This is a genomic window from Sphingopyxis macrogoltabida (assembly GCF_001307295.1).
GTDB lineage: Bacteria > Pseudomonadota > Alphaproteobacteria > Sphingomonadales > Sphingomonadaceae > Sphingopyxis > Sphingopyxis macrogoltabida_B.
Map to the genome: position 1 here is coordinate 66,446 of NZ_CP012701.1, position 15,031 is coordinate 81,476.

At 58.7% G+C, this 15,031-nt stretch carries 11 protein-coding genes; 2 read left to right on the forward strand and 9 right to left on the reverse strand.

Going from position 1 to position 15,031, the window contains the following annotated elements:
• Nucleotides 1-67 precede the first annotated feature (67 nt).
• The 8 genes from AN936_RS22515 to AN936_RS22550 form a co-directional block, all read right to left on the reverse strand.
• Nucleotides 68-1,678, reverse strand: a complete 1,611-nt coding sequence (locus tag AN936_RS22515) for a class I adenylate-forming enzyme family protein (RefSeq protein WP_234715871.1) — start codon at nt 1,676-1,678, stop codon at nt 68-70.
• Nucleotides 1,679-1,971: 293 nt separating this feature from the next.
• Nucleotides 1,972-2,916 (reverse strand): sterol desaturase family protein, encoded by a 945-nt coding sequence (locus tag AN936_RS22520; RefSeq protein ID WP_149037824.1) that lies wholly within the window; start codon nt 2,914-2,916, stop codon nt 1,972-1,974.
• A 173-nt stretch (nt 2,917-3,089) separates the two neighbouring features.
• Nucleotides 3,090-6,077 carry a TonB-dependent receptor gene (locus AN936_RS22525; protein ID WP_054590538.1) on the reverse strand — a complete coding sequence of 996 codons (2,988 nt, stop codon included), beginning with the start codon at nt 6,075-6,077 and terminating at the stop codon, nt 3,090-3,092.
• A 410-nt stretch (nt 6,078-6,487) separates the two neighbouring features.
• Nucleotides 6,488-7,168 carry a glutathione S-transferase N-terminal domain-containing protein gene (locus AN936_RS22530; RefSeq protein ID WP_054590539.1) on the reverse strand — a complete coding sequence of 227 codons (681 nt, stop codon included), beginning with the start codon at nt 7,166-7,168 and terminating at the stop codon, nt 6,488-6,490.
• A 12-nt stretch (nt 7,169-7,180) separates the two neighbouring features.
• A complete protein-coding gene (locus tag AN936_RS22535) occupies nt 7,181-8,836 on the reverse strand; it encodes an FAD-binding oxidoreductase (protein ID WP_054590540.1) in 1,656 nt (551 codons plus the stop codon).
• The gene (locus AN936_RS24455) at nt 8,775-9,143 is read right to left on the reverse strand and encodes an FAD-binding oxidoreductase (RefSeq protein WP_234715872.1); all 369 of its coding nucleotides are present in this window, start codon (nt 9,141-9,143) and stop codon (nt 8,775-8,777) included. Before AN936_RS24455 ends, AN936_RS22535 begins: the two co-directional genes overlap by 62 nt.
• A gap of 238 nt (nt 9,144-9,381) precedes the next feature.
• On the reverse strand, nt 9,382-10,911 hold the full coding sequence (locus tag AN936_RS22545) for an MFS transporter (RefSeq protein WP_054590542.1): 1,530 nt from the start codon (nt 10,909-10,911) through the stop codon (nt 9,382-9,384).
• A gap of 10 nt (nt 10,912-10,921) precedes the next feature.
• Nucleotides 10,922-12,502: a class I adenylate-forming enzyme family protein gene (locus AN936_RS22550; protein ID WP_054590543.1), complete on the reverse strand. Its 1,581-nt coding sequence runs from the start codon at nt 12,500-12,502 to the stop codon at nt 10,922-10,924.
• Between the two features lie 174 nt (nt 12,503-12,676).
• Between AN936_RS22550 and AN936_RS22555 the strand changes: the two genes are divergently transcribed.
• The gene (locus tag AN936_RS22555) at nt 12,677-13,696 is read left to right on the forward strand and encodes an AraC family transcriptional regulator (RefSeq protein ID WP_084758689.1); all 1,020 of its coding nucleotides are present in this window, start codon (nt 12,677-12,679) and stop codon (nt 13,694-13,696) included.
• A gap of 71 nt (nt 13,697-13,767) precedes the next feature.
• Nucleotides 13,768-14,484 carry an IS6 family transposase gene (locus tag AN936_RS22560; RefSeq protein WP_054590642.1) on the forward strand — a complete coding sequence of 239 codons (717 nt, stop codon included), beginning with the start codon at nt 13,768-13,770 and terminating at the stop codon, nt 14,482-14,484.
• A 190-nt stretch (nt 14,485-14,674) separates the two neighbouring features.
• Here the strand turns inward: AN936_RS22560 and AN936_RS22565 are convergent, their stop codons facing one another.
• A complete protein-coding gene (locus tag AN936_RS22565) occupies nt 14,675-14,917 on the reverse strand; it encodes a helix-turn-helix domain-containing protein (RefSeq protein ID WP_054590643.1) in 243 nt (80 codons plus the stop codon).
• Nucleotides 14,918-15,031 lie beyond the last annotated feature (114 nt).

Genomic DNA, 15,031 nt, shown 5'->3' on the forward strand with positions numbered 1-15,031 from the left:
GTCGGCGTTCGGCTTGTGATTTCGGCGAACAGTGTCACCATTTCGATCCGTCCCGGTTCATAGTTCATTAGACGGAGGCAGCCGCCGACAGCGACTCCCCGGCGCGCTTTTTTAGGTCGTGCTTTCTGATCTTTCCGTTCGGAGCCACCGGAAGTTGCGGCAAGACAATGATCTGCTGCGGTTTCTTGTATGGCGCTAGTTGCTGCTCAACGAGCGCCAGCAGTTCGGCCACTTCGATGGTGCTTCCAGGCGTCGGCTCAACGAAGGCGATGATTTCTTCGTTGCCCTCGATAGATCGCCCGACTACCGCCGAATTGAGAACCGACGGATGAGAATTGAGGACAGCCTCGATTTCAGGCGGATAGACGTTGAAGCCGGACCTGATTATTAACTCCTTCGACCGCCCCTGGACCACCAGTTCGCCGCCCGGCGACCGGCTGACGATGTCTCCGGTTTTCAAAAATCCATCGCCATCAATCGCTTCCGCGGTCTTGTCCGGTTGACCATAGTACCCCAACATCACGTTGGGCCCGCGAACGAGCAATTCGCCCGCTTCGCCATCGGGCACTTCGCGCCCATCAAGTCCAACGATCTTGATTTCAATCCCTGCGATTGGCGGTCCGATGTTGATTTCATTGCTTCCCACGGCATACAGCGTCCGACTGATGGTCGGAGACGTCTCGGTCAGCCCGTAACCGTTATGAAGCACCACGCCGAATACTCGCTCGACGCTCTGTCGCAGTGACAGATCGAGCGGAGCCGTTCCGGTATAGACATAACGAAGGTTATTGGGCGTCAGCTTGATATTATTCTGATCGACGTAAGCGATGATCCGCGACAACATTGCAGGTACAGCATTGAAGGAGGTCAACGAACCATCCACGATGGCGTCGATTGCTTCCGAGACGGAGAACTTCGGCATGATCCGAAGGTGCGCGCCGACAAACAACATCGTTTGCAGCAACGCCAACCCGTATGAATGAGAGATCGGCATAACGCAGAGCGTGACGTCTTCGGGAAAAAGCGTTTTAGTTACTTTGCCCCGGCCGGCCACATAAGCGAGATTGCGGTGACTGAGCATCACTCCCTTCGGACGACCGGTAGTGCCTGTAGTGTAAATGAGAACTGCAACCTGACGGGCGGGATCCGCATGAACTTCCTCGGGAACGGCGCTCGCCTCCAACTTACCGACCTTGATCGCTCCAATCCCGGAGAACATTTCGGATTCCGCGCCGCGCCGGCAGGCCTCAGCATCTGCTTCCGCCGATATTCCATGCGTGTAGAATACGCGTCTGGGCTTGCAATCACTCTCAATAGCGTCCAGTTCGTGCGAGCCGAGCCGGGCGCTCGTCATCACTGACCATGCATCAAGCCGGCTCGCCGCATACATCAGGACGATGGCGCCGATTGAGTTCTCGCCCACCACCATGACCCGATCACCTGGACGGATGCCTAGGCGCTCCAAGTCACCTGCGACGGCCTCGATCGTATCGATCAGTCCCCGGTAGGACCAAATAATGCCCCGCTCGTCGGTAAGGGCCGGCCGGGATGCCCCTGCTTTTGCCCCCTCATCCACAATGAGGTGGATGCGTCGCGGCAGGCTAGTCAAATAGTCCACTTCCATGGCGGGCCCAATCTTCTTCGCCAGAACTTCCGCAGGTGCCGAGCTGTTGGCCATCGGCAACCTGCGCCCTTTAGGTCCCAGAGCCTATGCTGCGGCTTCAGCCAAACAATGATCGAATCGGTTAGCCAATTGACAGTATGGGCAGGCTCGCGCGCGCGCCAGAATTTGGACCTCTGGCGCGCCGCCGATGACGAAGGCGAAGCCCTAGAGTAGATGGCTTTCTTGGTCGGCGCGTTCGAGTTTGTAGAACGCTGTCGCGGCCATAATCGCAAACCGATGAGTTAGGATGGTTGCACATAGATCCCGCCCAAACGCTAGATCGGCTCGGGCAAAGTTTCTGCCGGATTTCAGCCGCTAGCGGGCAGCCCGGGCGTACCCGTTTCCGCCGGATACGTTTGCAGATAATTCTCCTTTATCATGTGCGAGTCCTTACGGCTGCCGTCATGACACCACCCCGGCGGCGCAAACACGCACCGCAGCCGATCGAATAGCGACCGCTTAGGCCCGGCGACATCCCTGGCGATACCCCAATATTCGCCAAGCGCCGCCACGAACGGATTGTACGTCTTGATGTTCTCGACGAGTCCGAACACCGGTTTGTCGTGATCGAGCTCCGGCACGAATGACTCGAACATCTTGTCCCAAATGATCAGCGTTCCTGCGTAGTTCGCATCGAGATAACGCGGATTGTTCGCATGATGCACGCGATGATGCGACGGTGTGTTGAACACCGCTTCGATCCACGGATGCAGGCGGCCCACCGACTCCGTGTGCAGAAAGAACTGATAGAAAAGGTTCAACGACGCGCAGAACCCGATCAACGCGGGATGAAACCCAAGATAGGCGATCGGCGCCGCCAACAGAACGAGCCCGGTGATCGCGCCCGTCCATGATTGCCGCAATGCAGTCGAAAAATTGTAATATTCGCTCGAGTGGTGCACGACATGAGCCGCCCAGAACCAGCGCGACCGGTGCGCAAGGCGATGGCTCACATAGAATCTGAGGTCGTCGAGCACAAAGCAAAGCAAGAAAGCCCACCACTCAAACCCGATTGTGGAAATTCGGTTCTCATAGGCGGTCCACACCAACGACCCCCCGAGCAGCACGAGCAGCATATTAGACACGATACTGCCCGTCCCTATGATCAAACTCGCCTGGGTGTCCTCGCGCAGGAAGTGCCCCTTGAGCACGCCCCGACGTACCAACAAGAACTCGCCCAGCAGAAACATGATATAGAGCGGAGCCGCAATTTCGTGCAGACGGGGCAGGGTAAGGATGGCGGTCAATTCCATCAGAGAACGCTAAGCCTCATGCTTATCATCGTCGCGGCACGCATCGAAAACATGCACCTTAGGGATTGGGGCAGGTCTGCCCACGGAGTTGACAACTCAACTCTGCGAGAACGCATTTTGCGCAACAACGAAGCCGGCGATCCCCGTTTGAAGATCGCCGGAGTCGGTGGGAGTTAGAAGCCTGTCCTCAACGTAACGCCATAGAGGCGCGGCTCGTTGAGGAAGACGTTGGTGAAAAGGCCGTTGCCGGCGTCGGCGACGTACATGCCCGTCAGATTGTCTTTGTCGGACACGTTGCGCATCCAAAACTTGAGCTCCCACGGCATCGGCTTCATGCTCGAAAGCGCCGCCGAAAGATTGAGCTGATCCCAGCCTTTGAGCTTGTCGATCGGGTCGCGATTGAAGATGCGGCCCCAAGACTCGCCCTGGATGAAATAGTCGGCGCGCAAGGTCAAATAGGCGAAACCGAGATTGCGCCTATGTTGCGCACCGACCTTGATCTGCCAGTTCGGCGCGTTCTGCAGCTCGTTTCCCTTCAGGTTGCGGGGCACGCCGAAGCCCGAGTAGACGACGCCGTCCGATGTTGTCGCCGTCGCCCCGATCGGCAGACCGCGATACATCTGCGTCACCACGCCGCCCACGACAGGGCCGAAATATGGACCATCGCGGCCGGGGCGCGGACAATTGCCGTGAACGGCGCGCGGATCGTTGGCACCGCGCGGCGCAACGCACAGGTCGCCGTAGAGTACGTCCTTGATCAGCATGACGTCTTGGCGGCCGTCGGTCGGATCGCGTGGGTCGATGATCGATCGATCGCCGATCTTGGTACCGAGATAAGAGGCGTTTATGTCGAACTGCCATGAGGATGTAGGCGCATAGTAGACTTCAGCCTCCAAGCCCCAGACTTTCGCGTCGACATTCACGTTGACGGACGATTGGCGCTGGATCGTGGAGACCTGGAGGCCATTGTAGTCATATAGGAACGCCGCAAGGTTCAGGCGCAATTTGTTGTCGGCGAACGTGTTTTTCATGCCGAGCTCGAACGCGTTGACCTTCTCCGAGTCGAACTGGCGCGACAACGTGGGGTCGACTAGCTGACGCTGCGACGTCGCAGTGTTGAACCCGCCGCTCTTGAAGCCACGCGAGTAGAAGCCGTATAGAAGAGTCTCGTCTGCGAAGGCCCACTGAGGTGTCCAGTCGATTCCCACGCGACCTGTCCAGCCGGGGAACGATTTTTTCAGCGTCTCGAACGGGAAAACACCGCTGAGCTGCAGAACGCGCTGACGAGACTCCTTCTTGTCGCTAGTGTAGCGCAAGCCGAAGGTGAGGTTCAGGTTGTCGCGGACGGCGTAATTAGCCTCGCCGAAGAAACTAAGTGACTTCATCTTGTAGTCATAGAGTTCGGAAACGGAGTACGGCGGCTGGCCGCACGTGCCGGGATTGATGTTGGCGAAGCAGTCGGTTGAGTAGAACGAGTTCGGACCGAAGAAGCCCGGAGGCTGCTTGCGCAGGTCGTTGTCGAAAATCGAAAGCGCGTCGAGTGTGTTCAAACCGACAAAATACTGACCATTGTTCGTCACCTCCATGTACAAGACGCCGCCCTGCGCTTGCAGCGGACCGTCACTATTGGTCGCAACGCGCAGTTCGCCCGAGTACTGGTAGGCGCGGCCGCTGATTTCGTCATAACCGAACGGCACGTTGGTGATGTTGTAGACGGACGGCGTGCCGAGCGAGGGCGTATAGAGCGGCAGTGATCCGACATAGGCGCCGGTGTCGAGCGCCGAAGTCGGGATGTTGCCGCCGGGAAACAGCGTCTGCATGCGCGCGATGTAGTTTGCGACGGAAGCGAAGCTGCCGCCATAAGCGTTACCGTTGTAGTATTGATCGAGCGGGAACCCGTTGGCGAACGGATAATATGCGGTACGGCCGAAGCTGAACGGCGCGCTCGGCACATCCCAGTCGAAGTCCGTCTGTGCAAGCAGGTCCGACTTCTGGTAGCTGCCGACGAACGAGAGCGCCACAGCGCCGACGTCTTGCTCGACGTTCAGCGTCAGGATGTCCTCGTCGGCCTTGTAGACCGGCGTGAAATCGGTGCGCACCTGCCGCAAGTCCGTGGGGACGCCGACGCCGGCGAAAGCGTCGACAGGCGTGTAGCTGTAACGGCCGTTCGCTGCAGCACGGATGTTGGACGGCGTGTTTCTCGTCCACGGCAGCAGACCGAGCGCCACGGCTTGCAGATGGCTGTTGCTCCCGCCGGTGTGGATCGTGTCGAAGCCCAGGCGGTCGGGCAAGCAGCCGTAAACGCCGTCTGGATCCTTGTGGCACATCTGCTTGTAGACGCGCGACCGGTTCGAATCCTCCTTGAAGCGCTGGTACATCAAGTTGATGTCCGTGCTTTCAGTCGGCGAGTAACGCAACGACAAGCGCGCCGACCACTGATCGCGACCATCGATCCGCTCGCCCTTATGGAGATTCTCTGTGTAGCCGTCCCGCGAGAGCTTGATGAATGCGCCGCGCACCCAGAAATTGTCGGTGATTGGTACGTTGAGCGCGCCGCGAAACATTTCATCGTTGTAGTCGCCGACGCGGGCCTCGATATAACCCGTCAAGTCGTTCACGGGGCGCGAAGTAATGAGATTGACTGTGCCCCCGGTCGCGTTGCGGCCAAAGAGCGTGCCCTGGGGCCCGCGCAGAACTTCGAACGCCTGGACGTCGTAGAGCTCGGTCGAGAAAATGTTCGCAAAGACGATCGGCGCTTCGTTCACATGGATGGCCACGCCTGAATCGCCCGACGACGTGATGACAGTGGTGCCGATGGCGCGGATCGAAATGCTGGAACCAGAAAAATTCGTCTTGGTGAAGGTTAGATTCGGGACGTTAAACTGCAGATCGCCGAAGGTACTGATCTGGCGCTCGTCGAGCTTGCGCTGGTCGAACGGCGTGACCGCGATGGGTGTGCTCTGCAATTGCTCGGAACGACGGCGGGCAGTGACGATGATTATTTCTTTCTCGCCTTCGCCCCTCGGCTGTTCGGCGGCCGGCGAGTCTGTCTCCGCGGTGTCGGGAGCGGGCTGTTGCGCTGCGTCCTGGGCCATCGCGGCTGAACCGAGCGCGAAAGAGATTCCAATTGCGGCGACACTCGCCGACAGCAAAAAACGCATTGCCTTTCCCCTACTCTCATCGGCGGCTTATCTCCGCTCGATCCGCAGGTGCCGAGCCGTTAGGCATCGGCACCCTGCGCCCTCTTTGGTCTCACAGACTATGCTGCGGCTGCGCCCAAACGATGATCGAACTGGTTAGCCAATTGACTGTATGGGCAGGCTCGCGCGCGCGCTTCGACGATGGCTGCCGTCCTGCAGCGCTTCGTCGTAGCTACAGCACTTCTTCCACTAGGAGCGTGTAGTCATCAGCCGTCAGCGTTTTGACTGCGCCCCAGTTTGCAATATCGGCAAGTGCGTCTAAAGCCGGGTACCCCCAAGGTCACCCTATGAGGACAGTTCTTAATGCCACGCCTCACTCGGCAAGGCGGCTGTCACCGCTTGCGTACGATTCTATGCAATAGTTACGTATTTCAGTTCTTTCCGAACATGTTATTCCAGGCCTCGGTGCCCGGCTTCGCTTCCCATTGTTTGCTGCCGGATAACGTATCTATGCCCGCCCGAACCCCCGGACGGTCTTTGATCGCTTGGTACCACCGATCAATGTTGGGGTACTCCGACAAGTTGCGCCGATGCAACTTTCGTGTACGAACCCAGGGGAATGCGCTGATGTCAGCGATAGAATAGTCGCCGGCGAGGTATTCAGATTCGCCAAGGCGCTTCTCGAGAATGTTGTATATTCGACCAACTTCCCGATCATAACGTTCGATCGCGTAGTCAATCTTCTCAGTCGCATACACCATGAAGTGGTGCGCTTGCCCCAGCATTGGACCCATCGTCGTATTCTGAAAGACAAGCCACTTCAGCGTATCGTAGCGCTTTTCAGGATCCTGAGGGAGGAATCTACCGGACTTTTCCGCGAGATAGATCAGAACGACTGCGGATTCAAAAACTGCATAGGGCTTGTTGTGCGGGCCATCGTGATCCACGATGGCCGGCACTTTGTTGTTTGGATTGATCTTCAGAAATTCCGGATGAAACTGCTCGCCTGCCGTTATATCAACCGGAATCACACGATAATCCAAGCCCGACTCTGCCAGCATTATGGCTGCTTTGTATCCGTTTGGGGTCGGCCAGAAGTATAGATCAATCATCGCTGAAGAACCCTATCCAACGATCTTAAGCCCTGCCGGCTTGTCAACGAACAGCCCAGGGTTCAACATCCAGTTCGGGTCCAGCTCGGTCTTGGCGGCTGCTAGCACACGGCGGAACAGCGGATCGACTTCCTTGTCGTACCAGGGACGGAACGATTTGCCGACAGCATGATGGTGCGTGATGGTTGCGCCGAGCTCGATTAGCGCGTCCGACGCAACGTCGTGGAGCATCTCATAGGCTTCAAGGCTGTTGGCATGCGTCGAAGGAGCCATGATCGAATAGTAAGGAGCCGGGCCGTCCGGATACAGGAAGGAGAATCTGCGGCAGACGATGCCGCCGCTACCAAGATTTTCTTCCTGGGCCTTCCGCATGCGACGCACGATCTCGGTATCGACTTCTTCGAACCGATCCCAAGTGTAGGCAGTTTCGAACGTGAAGCTGACGATTCCCATCGCCGCACGCGTATGCATAAACCGAGGCAGATATCTGAACTGGTTCCGCCAGTTACCCTGCGGCCCGCTACGGCTCGTCTCCAACGCGTTGTCCGCAGTTCCCGCCTTTTGCGTCACGACGCCACCGAAGTCTCTGCAGATTTCGAGACTACGCTCCAGCCACGGATCTACTGGATGGTCGGCGGATTCGAAGCCGAGCAACAAAACTGACTCGGTGCCGTCTCCAGCGCCGTAGAACATGGCGTCTTGCTCATCCAAATAGCGACAGTTCGCCGGGAACAGTCCTGCTTGGGTGATCTGACGGATGGCCTTGGCACCCTGATAGAACGTCTTGAAAGAGATCGACGCATTCGCACGGAATCTAACGCGCCCTTGTAGACGCATCCATGCTTCGGTGATGATGCCCAGCGAGCCTTCAGACCCGATGAACAGCCGATCTGGATTGGGTCCGGCGCCCGAGCCTGGCAACCGCCGGTTCTGGATCGTTCCCGCCGGAGTGACCACGCGCAGGCATTCCACCATTTCGTCAATATGCGTGAGATGGGTGGCATAGTGGCCGGACGATCGGGTTGCGATCCAACCACCCAGCGATGAGAATTCCCACGATTGCGGGATGTGGCGCAGGGTGAGGTCATACGGCTTGAGTTGCTCTTCCAGTGCCGGACCGAGAATGCCAGCCTGGATCCGCGCGCAACGTGACACGGGATCGACTTCGAGGATCTTATTGATGTTGCCCAGGTCGACTACGACGACCCCGGGAAAGGCGTCGCGCTCGGGACCCCAGAAGCCACCGGTGACGCTCGATCCGCCGCCATACGGGATGCATGCGTAACCATTTTCCCCACACCAGTCGAAGATTGCGGCGATGTCTTCTTCGTCGCGCGGATAGGCCACGACGTCCGGTGCCTTCTTGAAATCGCGTCGGTATGTAAGGGTCATGTCCTTGAAACTCTTACCGTACGTATGAGAAACTCTGTCCCACTTTTCCGAGGTGCAAAAGTCCTCTAGCGTTCGCGGGATCTGTATGCGCGACGAATACAGGTCAATCTCGTCCAGAGTCGGATCAGATAGAACTTTAATGTCCTTAATTCCGAGCCGCTGCTCCACGCGGACCCGCATGATGTTGATTTCTTCTTGAGATATTTCTTCACCTTCATATCCCCACGACCAGAATTTCCTTCTCGGGCCGTAGTAGCCACTCTTTTCCTTCGCCACAGCGTTTCTCCTTAGTGATTTTCGATGTCAAATCTTCGATTTCAGGACCAAAAGCGCCGCCTTGGATGCGCGCGGCCCGAGAGACTCGGTCGACTTCGGCAATTTTATTGAGGCGCGAGATGTCAATGGCGACGATACCGCAATAGCGCGGGTCGTGAAGCGGCTCGACGCCGCCGGTGACGGTCGAACTGCCGCCGAATGGAATGGCAGCATAGGAATTGCCGTCGCACCAGTCGAGGAGCGCCGCAACGTCGGCTTCGCTGCCCGGATGAGCGACGATGTCTGGCGGGTTGCCATCCGATGGCACATCGCCTGGGTCTCGGCGGGCGTCGGGCCTTGATCCTCGTAGCTCCATGCCCACGAGTTTCGCCGGTGGCCAACGGCCTCTAACTGCCCCATCGTACGTCCGCTTTCTTCGCTATTTTCGCGGCCTCTACGATGGTTGGTTCAGAGGGGTGTCGACAATGACCGTTTCGCTCATTCCTTGACAGTCGCGGCCAGCCTCAACGTGCTTGGCACGCGCCCCCGGGTCAAATCGTTGCGGTTCAGCGCGACTGCAGCATGGCGCGGATTTCCGTGTGGCGCCGCTTGTCGATGCCGTACGCCAGAAAGAACAACATGCTGAAAAGCGCGAAGCCACCGATGGCCGGACCGTAGAAAAGGCCCATCAACGCGACTTTGCTCGGATCGATCGTGCTGACATCGACATGTGCTCCGGTCGGCCACTCCAGGAATGAAAGAATGAACCCCGCGATGATCGTACCGAGGCCAGTCATCGCCTGATTCGAAAAGGAGACGGCGGCGAAAAGGATACCCTCGCTGCGCCGACCGGTTTCAAGGTCATATTCGTCGGCGACATCGGCCATCATCGAGCCGTACATGATCCACGCTTGCACGACGACCAGACCTTTGGCGAACGAGACTGCCGCGAGAAAAGGGAACAGCGCGGAGTCTCGGTTCTCCGGCAATGCTTCAAGTAAGCGCAGCACGGTCGGCAACATCTGAAAGAACGCCCAGCCGACCGTGCCAAAGATGAGCAACGTGCGCTTTTCGAACCATTCCGACAGTTTGGTTGTGGACAAGCCGCCGAGAATAGAACCGAGCGAAAAGATCGCCCAGAAATACATCTGCTCGGTGCTCGTGATCTGCCAGAAGAACGTCGTGACGTGGAGGTAAAGCGCGGCGTCAACGCCGACCATGACGTAGAGGATAAGCACGCCGAAGAACAACGCGCAGAACGAGCGGTTTCCAAGGATGCCACGGAATTGCTGATACATCGACCCCAGTATGCCCCAAGCGGTGTGGCGCGGAGCGCCATCGGGAACCTGGTAGAGGTAGGGTACACGGTTTTGCGTGCCGAGCGCGGAGATCAGCATGCAGCTCGCCATGACCACGGCGAGGGTGATTCCCATCGCGCCATAGGATGTGTGATCCAGCGCGCCCGAACGGATCTCTTGGTCAGCGAGGAACACACCGAAGCCGAGCAAGACCACGGTCGCGCCGCCCAGAATGGAGAAGACTTGGCGATAGCCGACTATGGACGTGCGCTCTTGAAAGTCGACCGAAAGTTCGGCTCCGAGCGCGACATGCGGGATGAAGAACATCGAGATCGACACCCGCGAGATACAAGCGAAGACGATCAGCCAGATGAACAGTCCCTCCTGGCTCGTCACAATCGGATTGAAGAGCAGTGAGAAGCCGAGCGCGAGCGGCAGGATTGAGGCGTACATGAAGGGATGCCGCCTTCCAAAACGAGAACGCCATGAGTCTGACAGCCAGCCGACCAGCGGATCGACGATCGCATCGATGACGAGCGCTATCCCGAGCGCCATGCCGGTGAGCGCACCATCGAGGCCCAAAATCTGATTGTAGTAGAAGAGCGTGAAGAGGCTGAACGCGTTTGTTTTCATCCCTTCAGAGGCTTGGCCCAGACCATAGGCGCACTTCGTGGCGAAGGTCGCGGGCTGGAAGGCGTCTGGGGTGACCGGCGCGCGAGACTTCAGAAGCGACTCCAGATAGCCGCGCGAGAGCGCGAGGGCGTGGCGCAGCGATCCGGAGATTTGTTTCAGCGGCATGTGTGGTCTTTCAATTAGCTCCGCGCTTGGCGATATCCGCCAGCTTGGCTTTCAGAATTTTGCCGTTCGGCGCAACCGGCAATTCGCTAACGATGATGATGTCTTGGGGTCGCTTGTAGGGCGCGAGGCGATCGGCAACGTAAGCGCTGATGTCGGCTGCCGAAATCGTCGCGCCGGGGCGCACCTCGACGAAGGCGACGACTTCCTCGTTACCGGCGACCGCGCGACCGACGACGGCCGATTGCTGAACGTCCGGATGTGCGTTGATGGCCGCCTCCACTTCCGGCGGATAAACATTAAAGCCGGACCGGATGATCAGTTCCTTGCTGCGGCTTTCGATCCATATGCGATTTTTCTCATCGACGCGGACGATGTCACCCGTGTTGAGCCAGCCGTCGGCATCCATCACCGCCGCTGTCTCACCTGGCGCGCGGTAATAGCCCTTCATGATGTTGGGGCCGCGCACGTGGAGTTCGCCGGTCTCGCCAGGCTGCGCTGTCGCGCCCGTCGCCGTGCGCACCTGGATTTCCACGCCTTCGATCGGCTCGCCGACATGCGCGCCCTCGCCGAATGACTGATGTGACGTTCGGCTGATGGCCGGCGCAGTTTCGGTGAGGCCGTAGTTGTTGTGCATCACGACGCCGGTGAGTGCTTCAAACTCGAGTTTCATCTCCCGATCGAGCGGGGCAGCAGCGCTCATCACGCCGACTAGGCGGTTGGGCGACAGCGCGACACCGCTGTCCTTGGCGTGGCGCAGGATCAGACCCAACATGCTGGGTACTACATGCAGACGCGTCAGGCGTCCGTCGACGATCATGTCCACTGCTTGCGCAACCGAGAAGCGCGACTGCAGGTACGTAAGCGTCCCCGACCACAGCATCGCCAACACGACGCCGAGGCCGTAAGAGTGTGAAATCGGGAGTGCGCCGAGCGCCGTGTCGCCGGACGAGAGCCAGGCGTCGCGCGCGCCAGACTCTGTGGTGAAGGCCAGATTGCGATGCGTCAGCATCACGCCCTTGGGAGTCCCGGTCGTGCCGGTCGTGTAGAGCAGCACAGCGACCTGATCCGCGCCGCTCGTCGCGACGGGTTCCGGCGCCGCGCCGCTATTCACCGGCGACGCCAGGACGGTGAGAGATCCATCCAGCGTCAAGCGGGTTGCGCCATGGCGCGCCGCGTGCGCCCCGGCCTCCGCAGAGTCGCGGTCAGTGAAGAACAGTGCACGCGGATCGCAATGCGCGGCGACTTTGTCGATCTCGTGCGCGCTTTGGCGTGCGTTGAGTATCACGGCCCACGCGTCAAGCTCGGACGCGGCGAAGAGCAGGGCCAGCGCCTCGACGCCGTTCTCGCAGACGATCACGACGCGGTCGCCGGGGCGAACGCCGAACCGGTGCAATGCGCCGGACGTTGCGCGTATCGTCTGCCAAAAGCGTGCATAGGTCCAGCTTTCGCCGCCAGGCTGCACGAGCGCGACGGCCTCGGGCGCGCGCGCTGCCGCGTTCGACACAAAGTGGCTGATACGGTGCGGCAGATCTTCCAAAGCGACTCGCGGAATCTGCGCCAGCACCGGCTTGGGTTTGAGGCTGCGATTCATTCGTGTCTCCTCATTTTTCTCATGCCACTCGGCACAACTATGCCTCACGCGCACTACGTCGCACGCGGCACAGCAATCGACGGCATGGTTGATCTTCGCTTCGCGGACTGACAATCGACATGATAGCGTCGCTCATTTCTTGACTAGTTCGACCACAAACGCCAAGTTCTGATCATGTTGGAAGCGAGAGCCAAGCGTGATCCAGCGGCCTTGCGCGTGCTGGTCGAGGTCGCGAACGAGAGCGGGATGTCCGCGCCACGGCTGCTTTCGGGCACGAATTTGACGGCGGACCAGCTAGACAAGAGCGATCTCGAAATCGAGGCTTGGCAAGAGCTGCTCGCCATACGCAATCTTAGGCTGTTCAACGACGATGTGGGGCTCGGACTCGAGGTCGGACGGCGCCTCCACATCACAACGCTGGGTGTGTTGGGCTTCGCGATGCTGTCGAGCCGAAGCATCGTCGATGCGCTTTGGATGGCCAGCCGCTTTCAGTCGATCTCGCTATGGTTCTGCAAGCTCGACTTCGATTTGGACGCCAAGGTCGGCGTGTTCACGGTGCTCGATCACGTGCTGCCCATGGCATGCCGGCCGTTCTGCGTCGCGCGCGGTCTGTCGTCGTTGCAGGAGTGGATGAGCGCGATGCTCGGCCGCGAAATCTTGCCGCTCTCGACCACGTTCAAGTTCGACCGTCCCGCAAGTGCTGCGCCGTTCGAACGGCACTTTGGGACGAACATTCTGTACGGCGCGAAAGCGAACCGGATCGAGTTCGAGGCGTCGCTGTTCGTGGAGCCGTTGCGGTTCGCCGACCACTGGACACGTACTTGGTGCGAACTCCAACTCGAGCAAGTGGCGCAGCGGCGCGCATCGACGACGCGCAATCGCGTGCGCAGCTTGATTATGGGTGCGCCGGGCGCCATACGTTCGGAGGAAGAGATCGCGAGAGAACTGCGAGTTCCAAGCAGCACGTTGCGCCGGCGCCTGCGTGCCGAAGGCACGACCTTTCGAACCATACGCGCAGAGGTTCTTCATGCGTTCGCGCGCGAGATGCTAATCTCCACGTCCATGACGATCGACGAGATCGCCGAGCGCGTCGGCTTCTCGGAGTCGGCGAGTTTTGTCCGCTCCTTCAAGAGGCTGCAGGGGGTTGCGCCCGGCACATGGCGACGCTCAGAGCGCGGTAATTCGACGAACTAAGCGTCGGCGCGGTCCTGTCAGAGCAAATGCACCACCTGTGCAACATTGTACAGCGCGGCTAGATGTCTGGCATGCCAAAACCGCGCAAGCCAGCCAGTCCGTTCCGCTATTTCAACTCGTCACCCGAGGTGATCCGTTTGGTGGTGATGATGTATATGCGGTTTCCTCTGAGTCTGCGGAACGTCGAGGATATGATGGTCGAGCGCGGGCTCGATATCAGCCACGAGACGGTGCGCTTCTGGTGGAACAGGTTTGGACCAATGTTTGCCGCTGAACTCCGCAGGCGACGGGTGTCGCGAATGAAGGGCTTCCGCCACTGGAACTGGCACCTCGACGAAATGTACGTCAGGTTGAACGGAAAGATGGTCTATCTCTGGCGTGCGGTCGATCATGAGGGCGAAATACTCGAGAGTTTCGTCACTAAGAACAGGGACAAGAAGGCAGCCTTAGCCTTCATCAAAAAGGCGCTGAAACGCCACGGCCCGGTCGAAACCATCACTACTGACGGGCTACGTTCTTACGGTGCCGCAATGGACAAGCTCGGCAATCGCCACAAACAAAAGATCGGCCGCTGGGCAAACAATAGAGTGGAGAACAGCCATCTTCCCTTCAGGCGAAGGGAGCGGGCGATGCTTAGATTTAGGCAGGTGAAGTCCTTGCAGAAATTTGCTTCCGTCCATGGCAACGTCCACAGTCATTTTTATCTCGAACGCCACCTCGTCGATCGCCAGACCTACAAACGGGCCCGAACTGCCGCATGGGCCGAGTGGCAGTCGTTGCTCGCCTGAGGCTCTACTCCAACTGCCCTAATCTTGCCTAAGCGCACTATGAGGGATTTACTCTGACAACACCTCGTTCAATAAGCACTTGCCGGAGGAGACTGATGGAGCGGCGAACTTCTACGCGTTTGCGAAGAAATGAAGATCGACTCCAAGTTCATGTATTCGACTTCATCCGCAATGGCTTCCGCCGACCGCATTAGCCTCTCGTTTCTCTCACAAAGGCCGCTGCCTTCTCGGCATTGACGAGTTCAGCCACATCAACCTCAAGCGCGGTCGCAATTCTCTCGAGAACCAAGATCGATGGGTTGCGCACGCCGCGTTCAACACCGCTAATATAGCCGCGGTCAAAGCCGCTGTCGGTGGCAAAATCTTCTTGGCTGATCTCACGCTCCTTGCGTAACCGCTTCAGGTTCCAGCCAATTCGAGTGCGCGCGTCCATGGCGCTGATGATCAATCGATGAGACTAATCAGCCCACGACTTATAAGACTCATTTCTCTGGACTGTGCCTGCCGGTTCGACCACAGCAAGAGCGTAACTTTCTCTTGCCCTGGC